General features: G+C 52.6%; 12 protein-coding genes. All 12 read right to left on the bottom strand.

Translation table 11 applies throughout. The annotated features are described in order from the left end of the window. Nucleotides 1–7: 7 nt before the first annotated feature. Nucleotides 8–217 carry an AtpZ/AtpI family protein gene (locus tag ACLIN2_RS29380; protein ID WP_411502910.1) on the bottom strand — a complete coding sequence of 70 codons (210 nt, stop codon included), beginning with the start codon at nucleotides 215–217 and terminating at the stop codon, nucleotides 8–10. 145 nt (nucleotides 218–362) lie between these two features. Next, a complete protein-coding gene (locus tag ACLIN2_RS29375; protein WP_092268275.1) occupies nucleotides 363–1,553 on the bottom strand; it encodes an acetyl-CoA C-acetyltransferase in 1,191 nt (396 codons plus the stop codon). A 40-nt stretch (nucleotides 1,554–1,593) separates the two neighbouring features. Next, the gene (gene bioC, locus ACLIN2_RS29370) at nucleotides 1,594–2,436 is read right to left on the bottom strand and encodes a malonyl-ACP O-methyltransferase BioC (RefSeq protein ID WP_411504616.1); all 843 of its coding nucleotides are present in this window, start codon (nucleotides 2,434–2,436) and stop codon (nucleotides 1,594–1,596) included. Next, nucleotides 2,417–3,151 carry an alpha/beta fold hydrolase gene (locus ACLIN2_RS29365; protein WP_411502909.1) on the bottom strand — a complete coding sequence of 245 codons (735 nt, stop codon included), beginning with the start codon at nucleotides 3,149–3,151 and terminating at the stop codon, nucleotides 2,417–2,419. The genes bioC and ACLIN2_RS29365 overlap by 20 nt, the downstream gene beginning before the upstream one ends. Beyond that, nucleotides 3,152–4,345, bottom strand: coding sequence for an 8-amino-7-oxononanoate synthase (gene bioF / locus ACLIN2_RS29360; RefSeq protein ID WP_411502908.1), 1,194 nt, complete (start codon nucleotides 4,343–4,345; stop codon nucleotides 3,152–3,154). Between the two features lie 13 nt (nucleotides 4,346–4,358). Then, the gene (gene bioB, locus ACLIN2_RS29355; RefSeq protein WP_411502907.1) at nucleotides 4,359–5,339 is read right to left on the bottom strand and encodes a biotin synthase BioB; all 981 of its coding nucleotides are present in this window, start codon (nucleotides 5,337–5,339) and stop codon (nucleotides 4,359–4,361) included. After that, nucleotides 5,336–6,070, bottom strand: coding sequence for a dethiobiotin synthase (bioD, locus tag ACLIN2_RS29350; protein ID WP_411502906.1), 735 nt, complete (start codon nucleotides 6,068–6,070; stop codon nucleotides 5,336–5,338). The genes bioB and bioD overlap by 4 nt, the downstream gene beginning before the upstream one ends. Beyond that, nucleotides 6,067–7,455: an adenosylmethionine--8-amino-7-oxononanoate transaminase gene (bioA, locus tag ACLIN2_RS29345; protein WP_411502905.1), complete on the bottom strand. Its 1,389-nt coding sequence runs from the start codon at nucleotides 7,453–7,455 to the stop codon at nucleotides 6,067–6,069. The genes bioD and bioA overlap by 4 nt, the downstream gene beginning before the upstream one ends. A 130-nt stretch (nucleotides 7,456–7,585) precedes the next feature. Beyond that, the gene (locus ACLIN2_RS29340; RefSeq protein ID WP_411502904.1) at nucleotides 7,586–10,744 is read right to left on the bottom strand and encodes a phosphodiester glycosidase family protein; all 3,159 of its coding nucleotides are present in this window, start codon (nucleotides 10,742–10,744) and stop codon (nucleotides 7,586–7,588) included. 236 nt (nucleotides 10,745–10,980) lie between these two features. Continuing rightward, nucleotides 10,981–12,129 carry a non-hydrolyzing UDP-N-acetylglucosamine 2-epimerase gene (gene wecB, locus ACLIN2_RS29335; protein ID WP_411502903.1) on the bottom strand — a complete coding sequence of 383 codons (1,149 nt, stop codon included), beginning with the start codon at nucleotides 12,127–12,129 and terminating at the stop codon, nucleotides 10,981–10,983. Nucleotides 12,130–12,145: 16 nt separating this feature from the next. Beyond that, on the bottom strand, nucleotides 12,146–12,775 hold the full coding sequence (gene upp, locus ACLIN2_RS29330; protein ID WP_092268284.1) for a uracil phosphoribosyltransferase: 630 nt from the start codon (nucleotides 12,773–12,775) through the stop codon (nucleotides 12,146–12,148). Between the two features lie 718 nt (nucleotides 12,776–13,493). Then, on the bottom strand, nucleotides 13,494–14,744 hold the full coding sequence (gene glyA / locus ACLIN2_RS29325) for a serine hydroxymethyltransferase (protein ID WP_400583228.1): 1,251 nt from the start codon (nucleotides 14,742–14,744) through the stop codon (nucleotides 13,494–13,496). Between the last annotated feature and the right edge of the window lies 1 nt (nucleotide 14,745).

Genomic DNA, 14,745 nt, shown 5'->3' with positions numbered 1-14,745 from the left:
CATCTCCCTAGAGGTACCCGCGAATGATGCGGTAGACGCTGTACACGCCTATACCTAATCCTGCGAGCAATCCAATCATCAAAAACAGCGGATTGGAAGCGAAAAGGCCATCCAGATATTTACCCAGAAATACCCCTGCAATCACACAAATTGCCATATCGACACCAATTAAAGTAACCAGTGTGATGGCTCGCCCTGGATTATCAATTTTCGACACAGGACATTCTCCTTTCAAACATAAGGAGAGGGCAGGTGTCAAGCGCCCCTTTGCCCTCATCCATATTAACGAAAGATTATTCCCTTTGTCAACGTTCGACCCGTTCTGTACACAAAGCGTTCACAATTGAAAACTATTGAAAATACTACAGTTTCTCAATGACCGTCGCTACTCCCTGTCCGCCGCCAATGCAAAGAGTCGCTAACCCATATTTTACCCCTTCACGCTTATGTAATTCGTGAATAAGGGTAACTAAAATTCGAGCGCCGCTTGCACCGATCGGATGCCCCAAAGCAATCGCTCCTCCGTTCACATTTACCTTCTCTGAATCGAAGCCGAGTGCTTTTCCAACGGACAAGGATTGAACAGCAAACGCTTCGTTCGCCTCGATCAGGTCGATGTCGGCAATAGACAAGCCCGCTTTCTTCAATACCTTCTCGGTAGCCGGAACCGGTCCGTAGCCCATAATGCTCGGATCTACACCAGCGCTGGCATTGGCGATGATGCGCGCCAACGGCTTGACGCCAAGCTCGTCAGCCTTTTCTTTAGTCATAATCAAGAGAGCAGCTGCGCCGTCATTGATTCCCGAAGCGTTGCCCGCAGTGACGGAACCGTCTTTTTTAAAGGCTGGCTTCAGTTTGCCCAGCGCTTCTGCGGTAACGCCTGCACGCGGGAATTCATCCACTGCAAATAGGACAGGATCACCTTTTCTCTGCGGAATAGCCACGGGAACGATCTCTTCCTGGAAGCGGCCGGTTTCAATCGCCTTCTGCGCCTTCTGCTGGCTCCATGCGGCAAATTCGTCCTGCTCGTCGCGGCCAATCTCGTATTTGCTGCAAAGATTTTCTGCCGTGATCCCCATGTGATAGTCGTTGAAAGCACACCATAGGCCATCGCGGATCATGGAATCTACTACTTTTTGATCTCCCATGCGATAGCCATTGCGTGCACCTTCCAAAAGGTACGGCGCCTGGCTCATGTTCTCCATGCCACCTGCGAGTACCACTTCAGAATCACCGCTGAGAATCGCCTGTACGGCCAGATGTACTGCTTTCAGACCTGAACCGCACACTTTGTTAATGGTCAGGGAAGGAACTTCATTTGCCAAACCAGCTTGGATGGAAGCTTGACGTGCAGGATTTTGACCCAGACCAGCCTGGAGTACGTTTCCCATGATGACTTCGTCCACAGCTTCCTTGGGTACCCCTGCCCGCTCCAGAGCTGCTTCAAGCACGATTCCTCCCAGTTTTGTAGCGCTTACACCAGACAGCGTGCCTTGAAAGCTCCCTATAGCAGTGCGGACAGCACTCGCAATAACGATTTCTCTTTGACTCATATTCAAACACTCCCCGGAATAATCATGTTAGCCAACTTTCCTATGATTCCATGTTTGTGCTCAGATTCCTGCTTCGACTTGCTTGAATATAAAGCAAATCGTATGTGACCGGAATGCCGTGATCGAAGGCATATGTTCGTTCATAGTAACCGATCATCTCTGCCAAAAGCTTTCTTTGCCCCAGTCCTTTCTCTCTTTCCTGGCTCGCATTTGCCCCTATTGATTTGACCGCATGCAGAAACTCGACGACGGAGGGATAGGATAGCACTGCTTTTCGCGTGGTAGTGCGAATGTCTTCCATACCAGCATCTCTTAGCATGCGCTCCCACTGCTCAGATGAGACAAACGATAAACCGTGACGAACCTCATTCTGCCCTAGACAACGATGCGCATACCCGAACGAAGCATGAAGCTCCTGAAAAGTCGCTGGTCCGAAAGTCGAAAAAATAAGCGGCGCTCCCGGGCGAAGCAGCTTTGCCATGCCCCTTAAAGTCTTTGCCGGATGTGCGAGCCATTGAAAGCAGGCACCGGACACGATCAGATCGTACGTCTCAGGGGGCTGCTCCCAGACCCATTCTTCGATATCAGCATGCAGAAACTCGCAAGTCATGCCTTCAGCCTGGAGGTTATGCTCTGCCTGCTCCAGCATTCCTCGTGCGATGTCCATCGACTGATAGGCGGACTCGGCAAAATGTCTGCGGAGCATCCGTGTGAGGCCCGCTGTGCCGCATCCAACCTCCAATAGCCTCGCGACTCGATCCGGTTCTACCGCCGCGCATGTGAGCTTTTGCAGCTGGCCTGCCATCTCCTTTTGAACAAGCGCGTAGCGATCATAGCTACTCGCCTTTTGGCTGAACCGGCTTTTAAGCCTTGCCTTCTCCATCACTCTCCACCATCCTCTGCACAGCAAGTGTTACGATTTCCGGATAAAAAATGGGCGGTGCATGTCCACTGTCCTCTATTGGCAACAGCTCCGCTTGAGGTAGGCTCTGTGCCAATTCCACTCCTGCTTCAAATGGCCAGATCGCATCGTTTTTTCCATGTATGATCGTCACCGGTACGTCCAAAGAGCCGCATAGCTGGCCGCAGTCCTCTTCTCGCAAGTAGACGAGTCCCGCCAAAAGCGCTTCAGTGGACCATTGGTTTACCCGCGATTCCAGAAACGTGTCCTTCTTCTCTCTTCTCTCCTTTTCGGTAGCAATACTCTCGAAAAAATCTCCCCGCACACGCTCTCTATTTTCAATCAGTTCGCGCTCCATTCTCAGCAGCGAAGCCACGGGCCATCCTTTGCTCCGTTCTTCTTTCGGTCGAACAAATCTGCTCCCTGTACTGATCAGAACCATGCCATGGAGAGGTGCGTTTGCGGCGAGACGCTGGGCGAGCATGCCTCCCATCGACCATCCAATCACGAACAGCCTTCCGCTGCCGATCGCTCTTACTTCCTTTTCAATCACTGCCATAAAATCTTTTGGATGCATCGCACGTGTGAAGTCGGGTGTGACGTGATGACAGGTAGGAAATCGCGCCTGAATCGGGTGCCAAAGGTCGTTGGACATCCCCCAGCCCGTCAGCCACAGTAAGACGGTTTGGATTGCCATTTACCCGATCCCTCCTTCCAGATCGGCCCGGATACTCTGCAGTTGGTCTGCTGCCCATTCCAGCTCTGCCCAGGTATGTGTCGCCATCACAGTGAGACGGATCCGCGAAGTCCCCGCTGGCACAGTAGGCGGACGAATCGCGACGGCAGCGATCCCCATTTCCTCCAGCTTGCGGCTGTAGCGAAGTGTTTTTTCGTTATCGCCGATGATCAACGGGATGATGGGAGTATCTCCCTCCCCTACGGAAAAGCCGTACGAGGCCAGCCGTTCGCGGAGCCATTTCGCCTTTGCCTGCAGACTTTTTCGCCTCTCTGCGTCCTTCATCACAATGGTCAATGCTGTTAGCACGGAAGCAATCACCGCCGGCGGCAGGGCTGTCGAATAGATGAGCGGTCGAGATTTGGTAGCAAGATACCGAACCACGCTATGATCAGCGCAAATATAGCCTCCGTATGCCCCAAACGCTTTGCTGAACGTCCCCATGATCACATCGATCTCCCTGTGCAGCCCTAGGGCGTGACAGAGCCCTTCTCCACGCTCTCCAAGCACACCTCCTGCATGAGCCTCGTCTACCATCAGCAATGCCCCATAGCGAGCCCGCAAGCCAACCAGATCGGGTAGCAAAGCTGTATCACCATCCATCGAAAAGACCGTGTCTGTCACGATCAGTTTTCTGCGAGCTCCCTTGTGCTTCTCCAGCAAATACGCCAGATGCTCGGGATCATTGTGACGATAGCGGTAATGCTCGGCACGGCTTTGGACAATTCCATCCACGATGCTGGCATGATTGAGGCGATCACTGAATACGGCATCTCCCCGGCCGACCAAAGCGGAGATGACGCCCGTATTCGCCTGATAGCCGCTCGCGAACACCAAAGCGGCTTCACGCTCTTTCCACGCTGCCAGTCGCTGCTCCAGCTCGGTATATAAGGCGCAGCTGCCTGTAACGAGACGGGAAGCAGTCGCTCCCGTCCCCCACAGCTCGATCGCCTCCATCGCTGCCGCTTTCAACCGCGCATCATGGGCAAGTCCCAGATAATTGTTGGACGATAGATTCAACAGCGTTTTGCCTGCAACCCGGATCCATGCACCTCGATCTCCCAGCACAGCATCCACGCTGCGTATTTGCCTAGTCAGCGCCTGTTTTTCCAATCGCTCATAATCTTCATCCAGCCAAGCGTATCGATCTAGCATTTCGAACACCTTCCTAAAGCGCACACAGCTCGATTTCAAACCCCAGATCCTCGATCATCTGATGGTCCGTCGCAATTTCCTGCCCTGGAGTCGTCAAATAATCCCCTACAAATAACGAATTGGCTGCATACAGCGCAATAGGTTGAAGGGACCGCAGGTTGACTTCTCTTCCTCCTGCCACACGAATTTCTTTGGTGGGACAAAGAAAGCGGAACAAGGCGAGCACCTTGAGTGCTTTTCTAGCAGGTGTCCGTCCATAAGCTTCGAGGGGGGTCCCCGGGATTGCATTTAAAAAATTGACAGGAATCGAGTCGGCATCCAGCTCTCTTAATGCCTGCGCCATCTCCACGATTTCCTCTTCGCTCTCTCCCATCCCGATAATGACACCGGAGCACGGGGACATCCCTGCTTTTTTCACCGTATCGACGGTTTCTACCCGCTGATCGTACGTATGCGTAGTCGTAATGTCCCCGTAATGGGAACGGCTCGTATTGAGATTGTGGTTGTAGCGATGCACACCTGCGGCCTGTAATCGCGTGGCCTGCTCTTCGCTCAGAATCCCCAGACAAGCACAAATCTTCAGGGGCATCGTTTCGCGAATTTCCTCTACCGCCTCGATGACCTGCGCCAGCTCTTTTTCCGTCGGTCCTCGTCCGGAAGCCACGATGCAATACGTCCCTGCTTTGCGGTTCAGCGCTTCTCTGGCACCTGCCAGCAGCGTTTCCTTGTCCAGCAGCGTGTATTTCGCTACAGGAGCGTTAGATACGATCGATTGTGAGCAGTATCCACAATCCTCCGGGCATAGACCGCTTTTGGCGTTTAGAATCATATTCAGCTTTACCTTTTTGCCAAAAAAATGACGCCTGACCTGGAAAGCCGCGTGCAGCAGCGGCAATAGCTCGTCGTCCTGTGCCTGCAGCACGTGAAGCGCTTCCTCGCGTGTCAGCATTTCGTTATGTATCGCTTTCTTTGCGTAGCTCATCCAATCGATCATCGTGTCCCCTCTTCTCCCAGAATATGAGCGGCAATGGCCCCCAAATTTACATGCTGGCGTATGGCCGCAATCAGGTCCGGACGAGAGAGCGGCTTCCTCAATCTCGGAAGGCTTCCCCACACCTTGACTTGCCCATAGCATTCAATCATGCTCGCGTTGCTCGCCTTACTGGCGTCGTCGGCAAGATCTGCATCTGCCTCGTTTAGCAGGACACCAGCGACAGGCACGCCTTTTTCCCGGGCATACCAGACTGACAGCAGCGTATGATTGATGGTTCCTAGGCCATCTCTTGCTACCAGCAACAGCGGGAGCCCAAGCTTCCTCGCTAGATCGATCATCATTTCCGTCTCAGTGAGGGGAACAGCGAGTCCCCCCGCTCCCTCTACCAGCAAAAATCGATGTCTTTTCTTCAGAAGCTCACCTCCCTGCAGGACTTGCTCCATCGTAAGCTCATGGTTTGCAGCTCTAGCTGCCAGCAGTGGAGTGAGTGGCTGTGGAAAGACGAGAGGAGCGATCTCGTCAGGCAGATCTGCAACCCCGGAGAAAGTATGAAGAAAGGCTGCATCGCTTCCGTCCTCATGCGCTAGGGCTCCGGACATCACGGGCTTCCAGACGCCGATTTCCAATCCATCCTCGCGCAAAGCAGCTGCCAGGCCAGCCGTGACAATCGTTTTCCCTACCCCTGTATCGGTACCGGCGATGAATAAGCCGGCACATCTCTGTTCGTTCATACCGATCCCTCCTTTGTCGCCGAGGTTGCCTCCTTGATCGACGCCTCGAGAATGCGGACCATGTCACGCAGCTCCTCACAGGTAGAAGCGAGCGGAGGAATGAACACGATCACGTTGCCCAATGGACGCGTCAACAGTCCTTTTTCCCGGGCCAGCTTGCAGACGCGAACTCCAATGCGCTCGTTCCAGTGAAACGGCTCCTTTGTCTCCTTATCCCGCACGAGCTCAATGCCTGCCATCATCCCTTTTTGGCGGATGTCCCCCACATGGGCCTCTTCTGCCATAGGGAGCAGCAGCTCGGCGAGATATTTTGCCTTTTGTACGGTACCCTCTACGAGCCGCCCCTCCTCCATCAAGCGCAGATTAGCCAAGGCGACTGCACATCCCAACGGATTGCCCGTAAACGAATGCCCGTGGAAGAACGTTTTTTGCTCCTCGTAGTCGGCATAAAAAGCCGCATACACTTTTTCTTTGACCACTGTAGCTGCTACCGGCAGATAGCCACCAGTCAGCCCTTTTGCCACAGCCATGATGTCTGGCGTTACCCCATCATGCTCGCAAGCAAACATCTTCCCCGTACGGCCAAAGCCAGTCGCTACTTCGTCGGCAATGAGCAGCACATCGTACGCCTGGAGCATTTCCGCGATCTGCCGTAAGCAGCCATCCGGCATGATGATCATCCCGCTCGCGCCCTGCACCACCGGCTCCACAATCATGGCGGCGATTTCCGTCCCTTTTTCCTGCAGCAGCTGCTCCAGTCTGTCGAGTGTGTTCTTTACCGCAGCCTCATCGCCGCCATCCCGGTATGGATACGGGTATGGAATCACATGAGGCGAAAATAGCAATGGCTTGTAGATCTGATGATAGAGCGGAATTGCCCCTACACTCGTAGCACCGATCGTATCTCCGTGATAGGCATTGCTCATGGTGATAAAAGACTTCTTCTCGTGCATCCCACGGTTTTGCCAATACTGGAAAGCCATTTTCAAGGAGATTTCCACAGCGGTAGCCCCATTGTCTGAGTAAAATACTTTGGTCAAGCCTTCCGGCGCGAGGCGTACCAGCTCCTCTGCCAGCAATATCGACGGCACATTCGCCATACCAAGCAACGTTGAATGCGCGACCTGATCGAGCTGCTCTATGATGGCTTGATTCAGCTCCGGGACGTTGTGGCCGTGCACATTCAACCACACAGACGAAAAGCCATCGTAGTATTCCTTTCCATGCACATCAAACAGCTTGATTCCTTTTCCTCTGGCAATGATGAGGGGCTCGTCTTCTATGTAGTCTTTCATCTGCGTAAATGGATGCCACAGATACTGCTTGTTCTTGGCGGCCAGCTCCTCAGGTGAATATAGCAACTTGATGACCTCCTTCGTTAACATTTATTTGTTAACTTGTATTTTAATTTGGTTAACATATTTTCGCAAAGCCTTTTTCCTTCGTTTGGCAACAAAAAAAGGACCTTGTCGCTCCCTGAGGAGAAACTAGGTCCTTTTTTGGGGTATTTCCTGCTTATTTCGTTTGCTGCAAAATCCGGTACAGAGCCACGACACACACTGCACGGGTCGTTGCCTTGTTCGGCTGGAATTTGTTGCTGACCGGATCCATCAGACCGAGCCCGACCATGTTGTTGATCGAGGAAGCTGCCCACGTAGGCCATGTTCCCTTATCCCCAACGGTTTTAGTGGCTCCCTTTTTATTTACGAGACGATCGAGAATCACGGCTGCTTCCGCACGCGTCACCGGCTGGTCTGGACGGAAGGTATTATCTCCGTATCCCTTCACCAAGCCTTTGGATACAGCAACCTGCACAGCTCCTTGTGCATAGGAAGGCACTTTATCCTTGAAGCTTAGCTTTGGCGCAGACGGCAGCTGCCAATTAAACGTACGCGCGAGCAAAGCGACAAACTGCGCACGGGTCAGAGAAGCCTCCGGACCGAATGTGGTGTCGGTCAAGCCCTTCACATAGCCTTGATCTGCCATGTACGTGATTTCGTTTTTAGCAGGGTGGTTGGTAATGTCAGTGAACGCTGGTCCCACATTATCCAGATAGTACGGCACGTACTTCCCGTAGGAATTGACTTCGTAGACCCATTGTCCTTGTGCATTTCTCGTACCCAGCAACGGATCGAGCGTATTGTTGGTCTCGTTCACATACAGAAGTCCAACGCCTTTCCCCGCAATCCAATTTTTCGGCACGAGTGTCAGCTGAATCGGAGAGGTAGAGATGCGATCTTCTTCTCCAGCCTTCAGCTCACCCGGCTGAATCGTAAAGGAGTAGTCTGCCGGCACGTAGCCTGGAAGCGGCTGTGAAACGATCGGCTCCACATCGATCTTCGCGGTTTCCAGGAACGATGCTGTGTTTACAAAGGAATGCTGCAAGTCGAGCTCCGCTCCGAGAGACATGCTTCCCGGCAGCTCAGGTACGATCACCGAATCACTCGGTTGACCCGTTTGGTTCGGCAAGAGGAGAGATGCCTCGTCGAAGTACAGGGTACCTTGATCGTGCGTAATTCCGTCGTTTGCCTGGTCGACGACGTAAATGCTTCTCAGCTTCAGCGGATAGGCGGCATTGCTCGGGAAGTAGCCTTTCACTTGCTTCCAGCCCGACCAGTCGATTTCTTTTGCCAGATCCACGTACACAGTCTTGCCGTTTGCATCGATGACTTCTGCACGCAGCCAGTGTCTGCTGCTGTCGCCATTGACCCACAGTCCCAATCCAAGTGGCTTGCCTGGGATCGTCACTGGATTTGCACCAAGGACGCCGTAAGCGATTCTCATGCTGCTTGCTGGCGCTCCCGAGAAGTTGTAGACCAGTTTCGCTGCTTTTTTCGTACGGAACACAGGATCGGTGACAGCACCGAAGGAACCAGCAGAGCTGATGCTCGCAGGGTTAGCAGCGTGGTACATGCCCACTTGGTTGTCAAATGTCAGCCAAGGCTGCTCGAATTGACCGATCGCAAACGGAATCGTTGTAGAAACCCCATCATAGGTCACAGTGAGCTTGCCGTTGCCTGGCAGATCTCCAGCTGTCAGCTGCAGCTTGTCGTTCACCGTAGCGATCGAAGAGTCTACACTTGTCTGCACACTAAGCGGAGTCGCCTGAACAAGCGCTCCCTTTTTCGTCTTGATTTTGATGTCGAGCGTCAAGGTTTGGCCAGGAGCGATCGTCACCGGATTTGGCGAAACCACAATCTGCTGGACCTCGCTGCCAGAAACGACGTGAATTTCTTTATTTTGCGTCACATTGCCCAAACGCCCTTGCAGGGTGATTTGACCCGAACGGGCTGGAGTAAAGCGTGTACCGTCTACTGTCCCTACATCCGAGCCACCGCTTACGTCCCATGCGACATTAGACGAATTGATCGCGTATGGCTGGTAGTGCGTGTCGTATCCTTTTGACGCGGTCATCGAAACCGTTTGTCCGATCAGAACATCGGAAGGCACATCGATTGTAAAGCCGCGCAAGTCGCCTTTTGGGGCAGTGTTATACACAGCAAGGCCTGTTGGTACTCTTCGCTCGACTCCGCCGCTCGGCACGTTGGAAAGGTTCGCCTGCGTCTCACCCAGCATTCGGGTAGCCAAAGTCGTGGAACCACCGCCGTCAAAGTTCACTGCGCGATAGGAGCCCAGCTCTGCCATGATTTTTGCCAGCTCGTCCAGATAAACCCCTTTGCTCGCATCGATGGTGACCATGTACATTGTTTTGCCGTCTTGGGAGATACCGACAGCTGTACGAGAATTGATCGAGGTAATGGATTTATCTGCCTGGAAGGAGGTGAGCGCTTTTCCCTGGTTAACCAGAAGCACGTTTCCTCCTACCGCATCCAGCAGATCGATGTCTTGAGGTGTTGTTTGATATTGTACCTGCGCTTTCGCACCGACAGGGAAATTTTGTTTCAGGAAAGCCGCAGCCTCGCCATGTCCCCAAAGGACATAGCCGTTGTAAGGTATGTATACGCCAGGTTGATTGACTCGGATTTCTTTGGCGACATCGTCGACGAACAAAATTTCTACGACGTCTTTGTAGCCGGAAATGGCCCCGAGGCTCGTCTTACCAAAAGACGGGGTGTACAGATTCAGCTGGTTTTGATGGCTTTTGCGGCCTTCGCTGGGATTGTACTCTTCTTTGTTGACCCCTTGGATCGAGTAGGTAGCTCCACTTGGTGCAGTTACCTTTCCGCCAAATCCAAATTTTTCGATGATTGCGGTCTTGTCGCCCGTCAATCCGAGGCTGTACCAGTAAGAGATCAGCCCCATCGAGGAAACCAGCTCGCCGTCCTTTTGCACGATTCCGAAAGGTGCGCCGCGTTTGGACATGTTGAAAAAGTCCGCATTGATCGCTGCGATCGCTCCCGTTTCCCGCGCCATCTGGGTTACGGTTTGCCTCTCAGTCAGCTTGCCTTTCGTGCCGTAGACCGGCTTTACTTCCACGTACTGATTGTTCAGATCCACCTTGGTCACCATGACCGTAACCAATTGATCTGCAAAAGATTTTGTGTATTTGAGTAAAGTGGTCCCTTCGCCAATCGGCGTTTGCCACATCATCTGCAATGAACTTGTCTCCGCTCTCGCTTGTGCCACATTGGTCGCAAGCGGCACAAACGGAACAAAAGCTCCCCAGGCTACTGTCGCAGCCGTGAGCAGCGTAACCGCCTTCCGCGCTCTCATGTTGGTGACTCCTCTCCGTTTTCCGATCTTTTTTATGTCTGTGGTTCAGGTACAAAAACCCAACTAGAATTTAGACGCTCCATGGTAGTTGATAGTTTCGCCTTGTCGCTAGATTCTCTATTAGAAAAATATAACAAATAGTTAGTCGACAATTTTGCGGAAAGAAAACCCGTCCGGCTATACCAACAGCACCGGACGGGACTTCAAAGAAAATCAGTATGTGCAGACCTAGATGATTAATGACCAGAATGGAACGGCTCCGGACGCTCCTCGCGCAATCCGAAATGATGAAGAATAGCCTCTACAATCCGACGAGAAGCTTCCCCATCCCCGTACGGATTGGCAGCATGCGCCATAGCATCATACGCTGCTTGGTTTGTCAGCAGCTCTTTTGCCATCGCATACACCTGCGCTTCATCGGTACCAGCCAGCTTGAGTGTGCCTGCTGCAATCCCTTCTGGACGCTCTGTCGTATCACGCAGCACGAGAACAGGAACTCCCAGAGAAGGTGCTTCCTCCTGTACCCCACCGGAGTCAGTCAGAATCAAATGCGCGCGTCTCGCAAAGTTGTGGAAATCAAAGGCATCGAGCGGCTCGATCAAATGAATGCGCTCATGTCTGCCCAGAAGCTCGTGGGCCACTTCCTGTACGGCCGGGTTGAGATGCACAGGGTAGACTACCGCAATCTCTGGATGCTCGTCCACCATTCTTCTCACGGCACGGAAAATCTGGCGCATCGGTTCACCCAGATTTTCGCGACGGTGAGCGGTCATCAGCACCATTTTGTGATTGGAAACCAGGTCGAGCACAGGATGTGTATAATCTTCACGCACCGTTGTCTTCAGCGCATCAATCGCTGTATTACCAGTGATGTAGATGGTCTCTTCCTTTTTGTTTTCCCGGCGCAGATTGTCGGCGGAGCCGTCGGTTGGGGTAAAGTGCAGGTCTGCCATGACGCCTGTCAGCTGACGGTTCATCTCTTCCGGGAATGGCGAATACTTGTCCCACGTACGCAGGCCCGCTTCGACGTGGCCAATCGCAACCTGGTTGTAGAACGCTGCCAAGCTCGCTACAAAAGTCGTTGTCGTATCCCCATGGACCAGCACGATGTCAGGTTTTACTTCCTTGATCGCTTTGTCCAAGCTCTCCAGCGCACGGGTAGTGACTCCTACCAGTGTCTGCCGGTCTTTCATGATGTTCAAGTCAATGTCCGGTTTGATATCGAAAATCTCCAGCACCTGGTCCAGCATTTGGCGATGCTGCGCAGTCACGCAAACAACGGATTCAATCTGTTCGCTGTGCTTGTTCAATTCGTGCACGAGCGGAGCCATTTTGATCGCTTCCGGACGTGTACCAAATACCGTCATTACTTTACATGTTTTCATCGGTTTCCCTCTCCCGCTACTTTGTGCCGTACAGACGGTCTCCCGCATCTCCCAAGCCTGGCACGATATATCCATGATCGTTCAAATATTCATCAATCGCGGCTACGAAAATATCTACATCCGGATGCTCGTCCTGCACCATTTTAATACCTTCTGGCGCAGCGATGAGGCACATCAGCTTCATATTCTTCGCACCGCGCTTTTTCAGTGCAGTAATCGCTGCAACGGCAGAACCGCCTGTTGCCAGCATCGGATCAATCACGATCAATTCACGCTCAGCTACGTCAGAAGGCAGCTTGACGTAGTACTCAATTGGCTGCAAGGTTTCCGGATCACGATACAACCCAACATGGCCTACCTTGGCTGCAGGAATCAGCTTCAACAGACCGTCAACCATACCGAGACCAGCGCGCAAAATCGGTACGAGACCCACTTTTTTCCCTGCAATCACGTTGGATTTACAAGTAGCCACAGGCGTATCAATCGTGGTTTCCTCCAACGGCATATCACGGGTAATTTCATACCCCATCAGTGTCGCTACTTCGTCCACCAACTCGCGAAATTCCTTGGTCCCCGTATTCTTGTCACGGATATAAGTTACTTTATGCTGAATCAGCGGATGGTCAAACACATATACACGGCTCATGAACGTTCCTCCGTTTCCCTATCAATACATCCTTCTCATAATAGCGAAGGAGTGTCCCGCCGTCAATTTGCCCAATCTTCGAAAAAGCCGGTCTCCAGGCTGCGCTCCACCCTACGGAGAATCCGATCTCCAGACTCCGCTCCACCCTACGTCCCGCTGAGGGTAGGACTGCACGCTGCGCAATGAGTCGCGGGGGAGCGTAAAAGTGGTAGCCGCTACGCAGAGTATTCACGGTTACGCTCCTTTTGCCCGCGCCTCATCGCTCCGCCTGGAGTCCGGCTTCTTGGCGTTTTTGTTTGTAGTACTTCGAAGCTTAGGAAACAAACCATTCATTACTCTTCACGGGTAAACCATCAAAGCCTTTTCTCCCCCGATAAGAAGAACATTTCCAAGCGGAGCGAGTTGTGGAGCCCAACCGAGCGGAGCAGCCATTGGCGGGCAACAGAAACGCAACCTGCAAACACGGCGCAGCGGCTACCACTTTTGCGTTTCCCCGCCAATGGGTGCGGAGCGGACAGCCCCAACTCTCAGCAGGGCGCAACATTGAGCGCAGCTTGGAAATGTTCTTCCCCACTTTTGCGTTTCCCCGCCAGTGGATGCGAGCGGGCAGTCCTTCCCCTCAGCAGGGCGCAGCATTGAGCGCAGCTTGGAAATGTTCTTCTCCTACGAAAAAAGCAGACCCCATTCGGAGTCTGCCTTCCTATTCAACGCACGAAGCTTAGATTTCCAAGCCTTCGTACATTGGGTAGCGTTGGCACAGAGCAGCTACGCGCTGGCGAGCTTCTTCGTGTTTCGCTGCGTCTTCTGGATTTTTCAAAGTGAGCGCGATGATCGCTGCTACTTCTTTCATTGCTTCTTCATCAAAGCCACGGCTGGTAACCGCTGGCGTACCCATACGAACACCGCTTGTTACAAATGGGCTCTCGGAATCGTAAGGGATCGTGTTTTTGTTGGTTGTGATGCTGACTTCATCCAACAGATGCTCAGCCACTTTACCAGTCAAGCCGACCTTGCTTACATCCACCAGAACCAAGTGGTTATCGGTACCGCCGGATACGAGCGTCAACCCTTCTGCAGTCAAAGCTTCTGCAAATGCTTTTGCATTGCTTACAATGCGAGCTGCGTAATCTTTGAAGTCTGCTTGCAGAGCTTCACCAAAAGCAACTGCTTTTGCAGCGATTACGTGCATCAAAGGTCCACCTTGTACGCCTGGGAATACGGATTTGTCGATTGCTTTTGCAAACTCTTCTTTGCAAAGAATCAGACCACCGCGAGGACCGCGCAAGGTTTTGTGGGTAGTAGAAGTAACGAAATGAGCGTATGGCACTGGGTTTGGATGCAGACCTGCTGCTACCAGACCTGCGATGTGAGCCATGTCTACCATGAAGTATGCGCCCACTTCATCCGCGATTTCGCGGAACTTAGCGAAGTCGATGGTACGTGGGTACGCACTCGCGCCCGCTACGATCAATTTTGGCTTGTGCTCGAGAGCTTTCGCACGAACGTCTTCATAATTGATGGTGTGGGATTCTTGATCTACTCCGTATTCTACGAAATTGTAGAGCGTACCGGAGAAGTTTACAGGGCTACCATGCGTCAAGTGACCACCATGGGACAGGTTCATACCAAGTACAGTATCGCCTGGCTTCAGGATGGTGAAGTATACAGCCATGTTTGCTTGAGCGCCGGAGTGAGGTTGAACGTTGGCATGTTCTGCCCCAAACAGTTCCTTCACACGATCGCGCGCAATATTTTCAGCAATATCCACGTATTCGCAGCCACCGTAGTAGCGACGGCCTGGATATCCTTCTGCGTATTTGTTTGTCAGAACGGTTCCCATTGCTTCCATTACAGCACGGCTAACGAAGTTCTCGGATGCGATCAGCTCAATCTTGTCGCGTTGTCTTCCCAGTTCCAACTGGATGGCTTCCAATACTTGTGGGTCTTGCTGGCGCAAATGATCTAGCATG

Origin of the sequence: Brevibacillus centrosporus, from assembly GCF_046622605.1 — a bacterium.
GTDB classification, from domain to species: domain Bacteria; phylum Bacillota; class Bacilli; order Brevibacillales; family Brevibacillaceae; genus Brevibacillus; species Brevibacillus centrosporus.
Note: the sequence above shows the minus strand (reverse complement) of the source record. Positions and strands in the feature narration are given on the sequence as shown.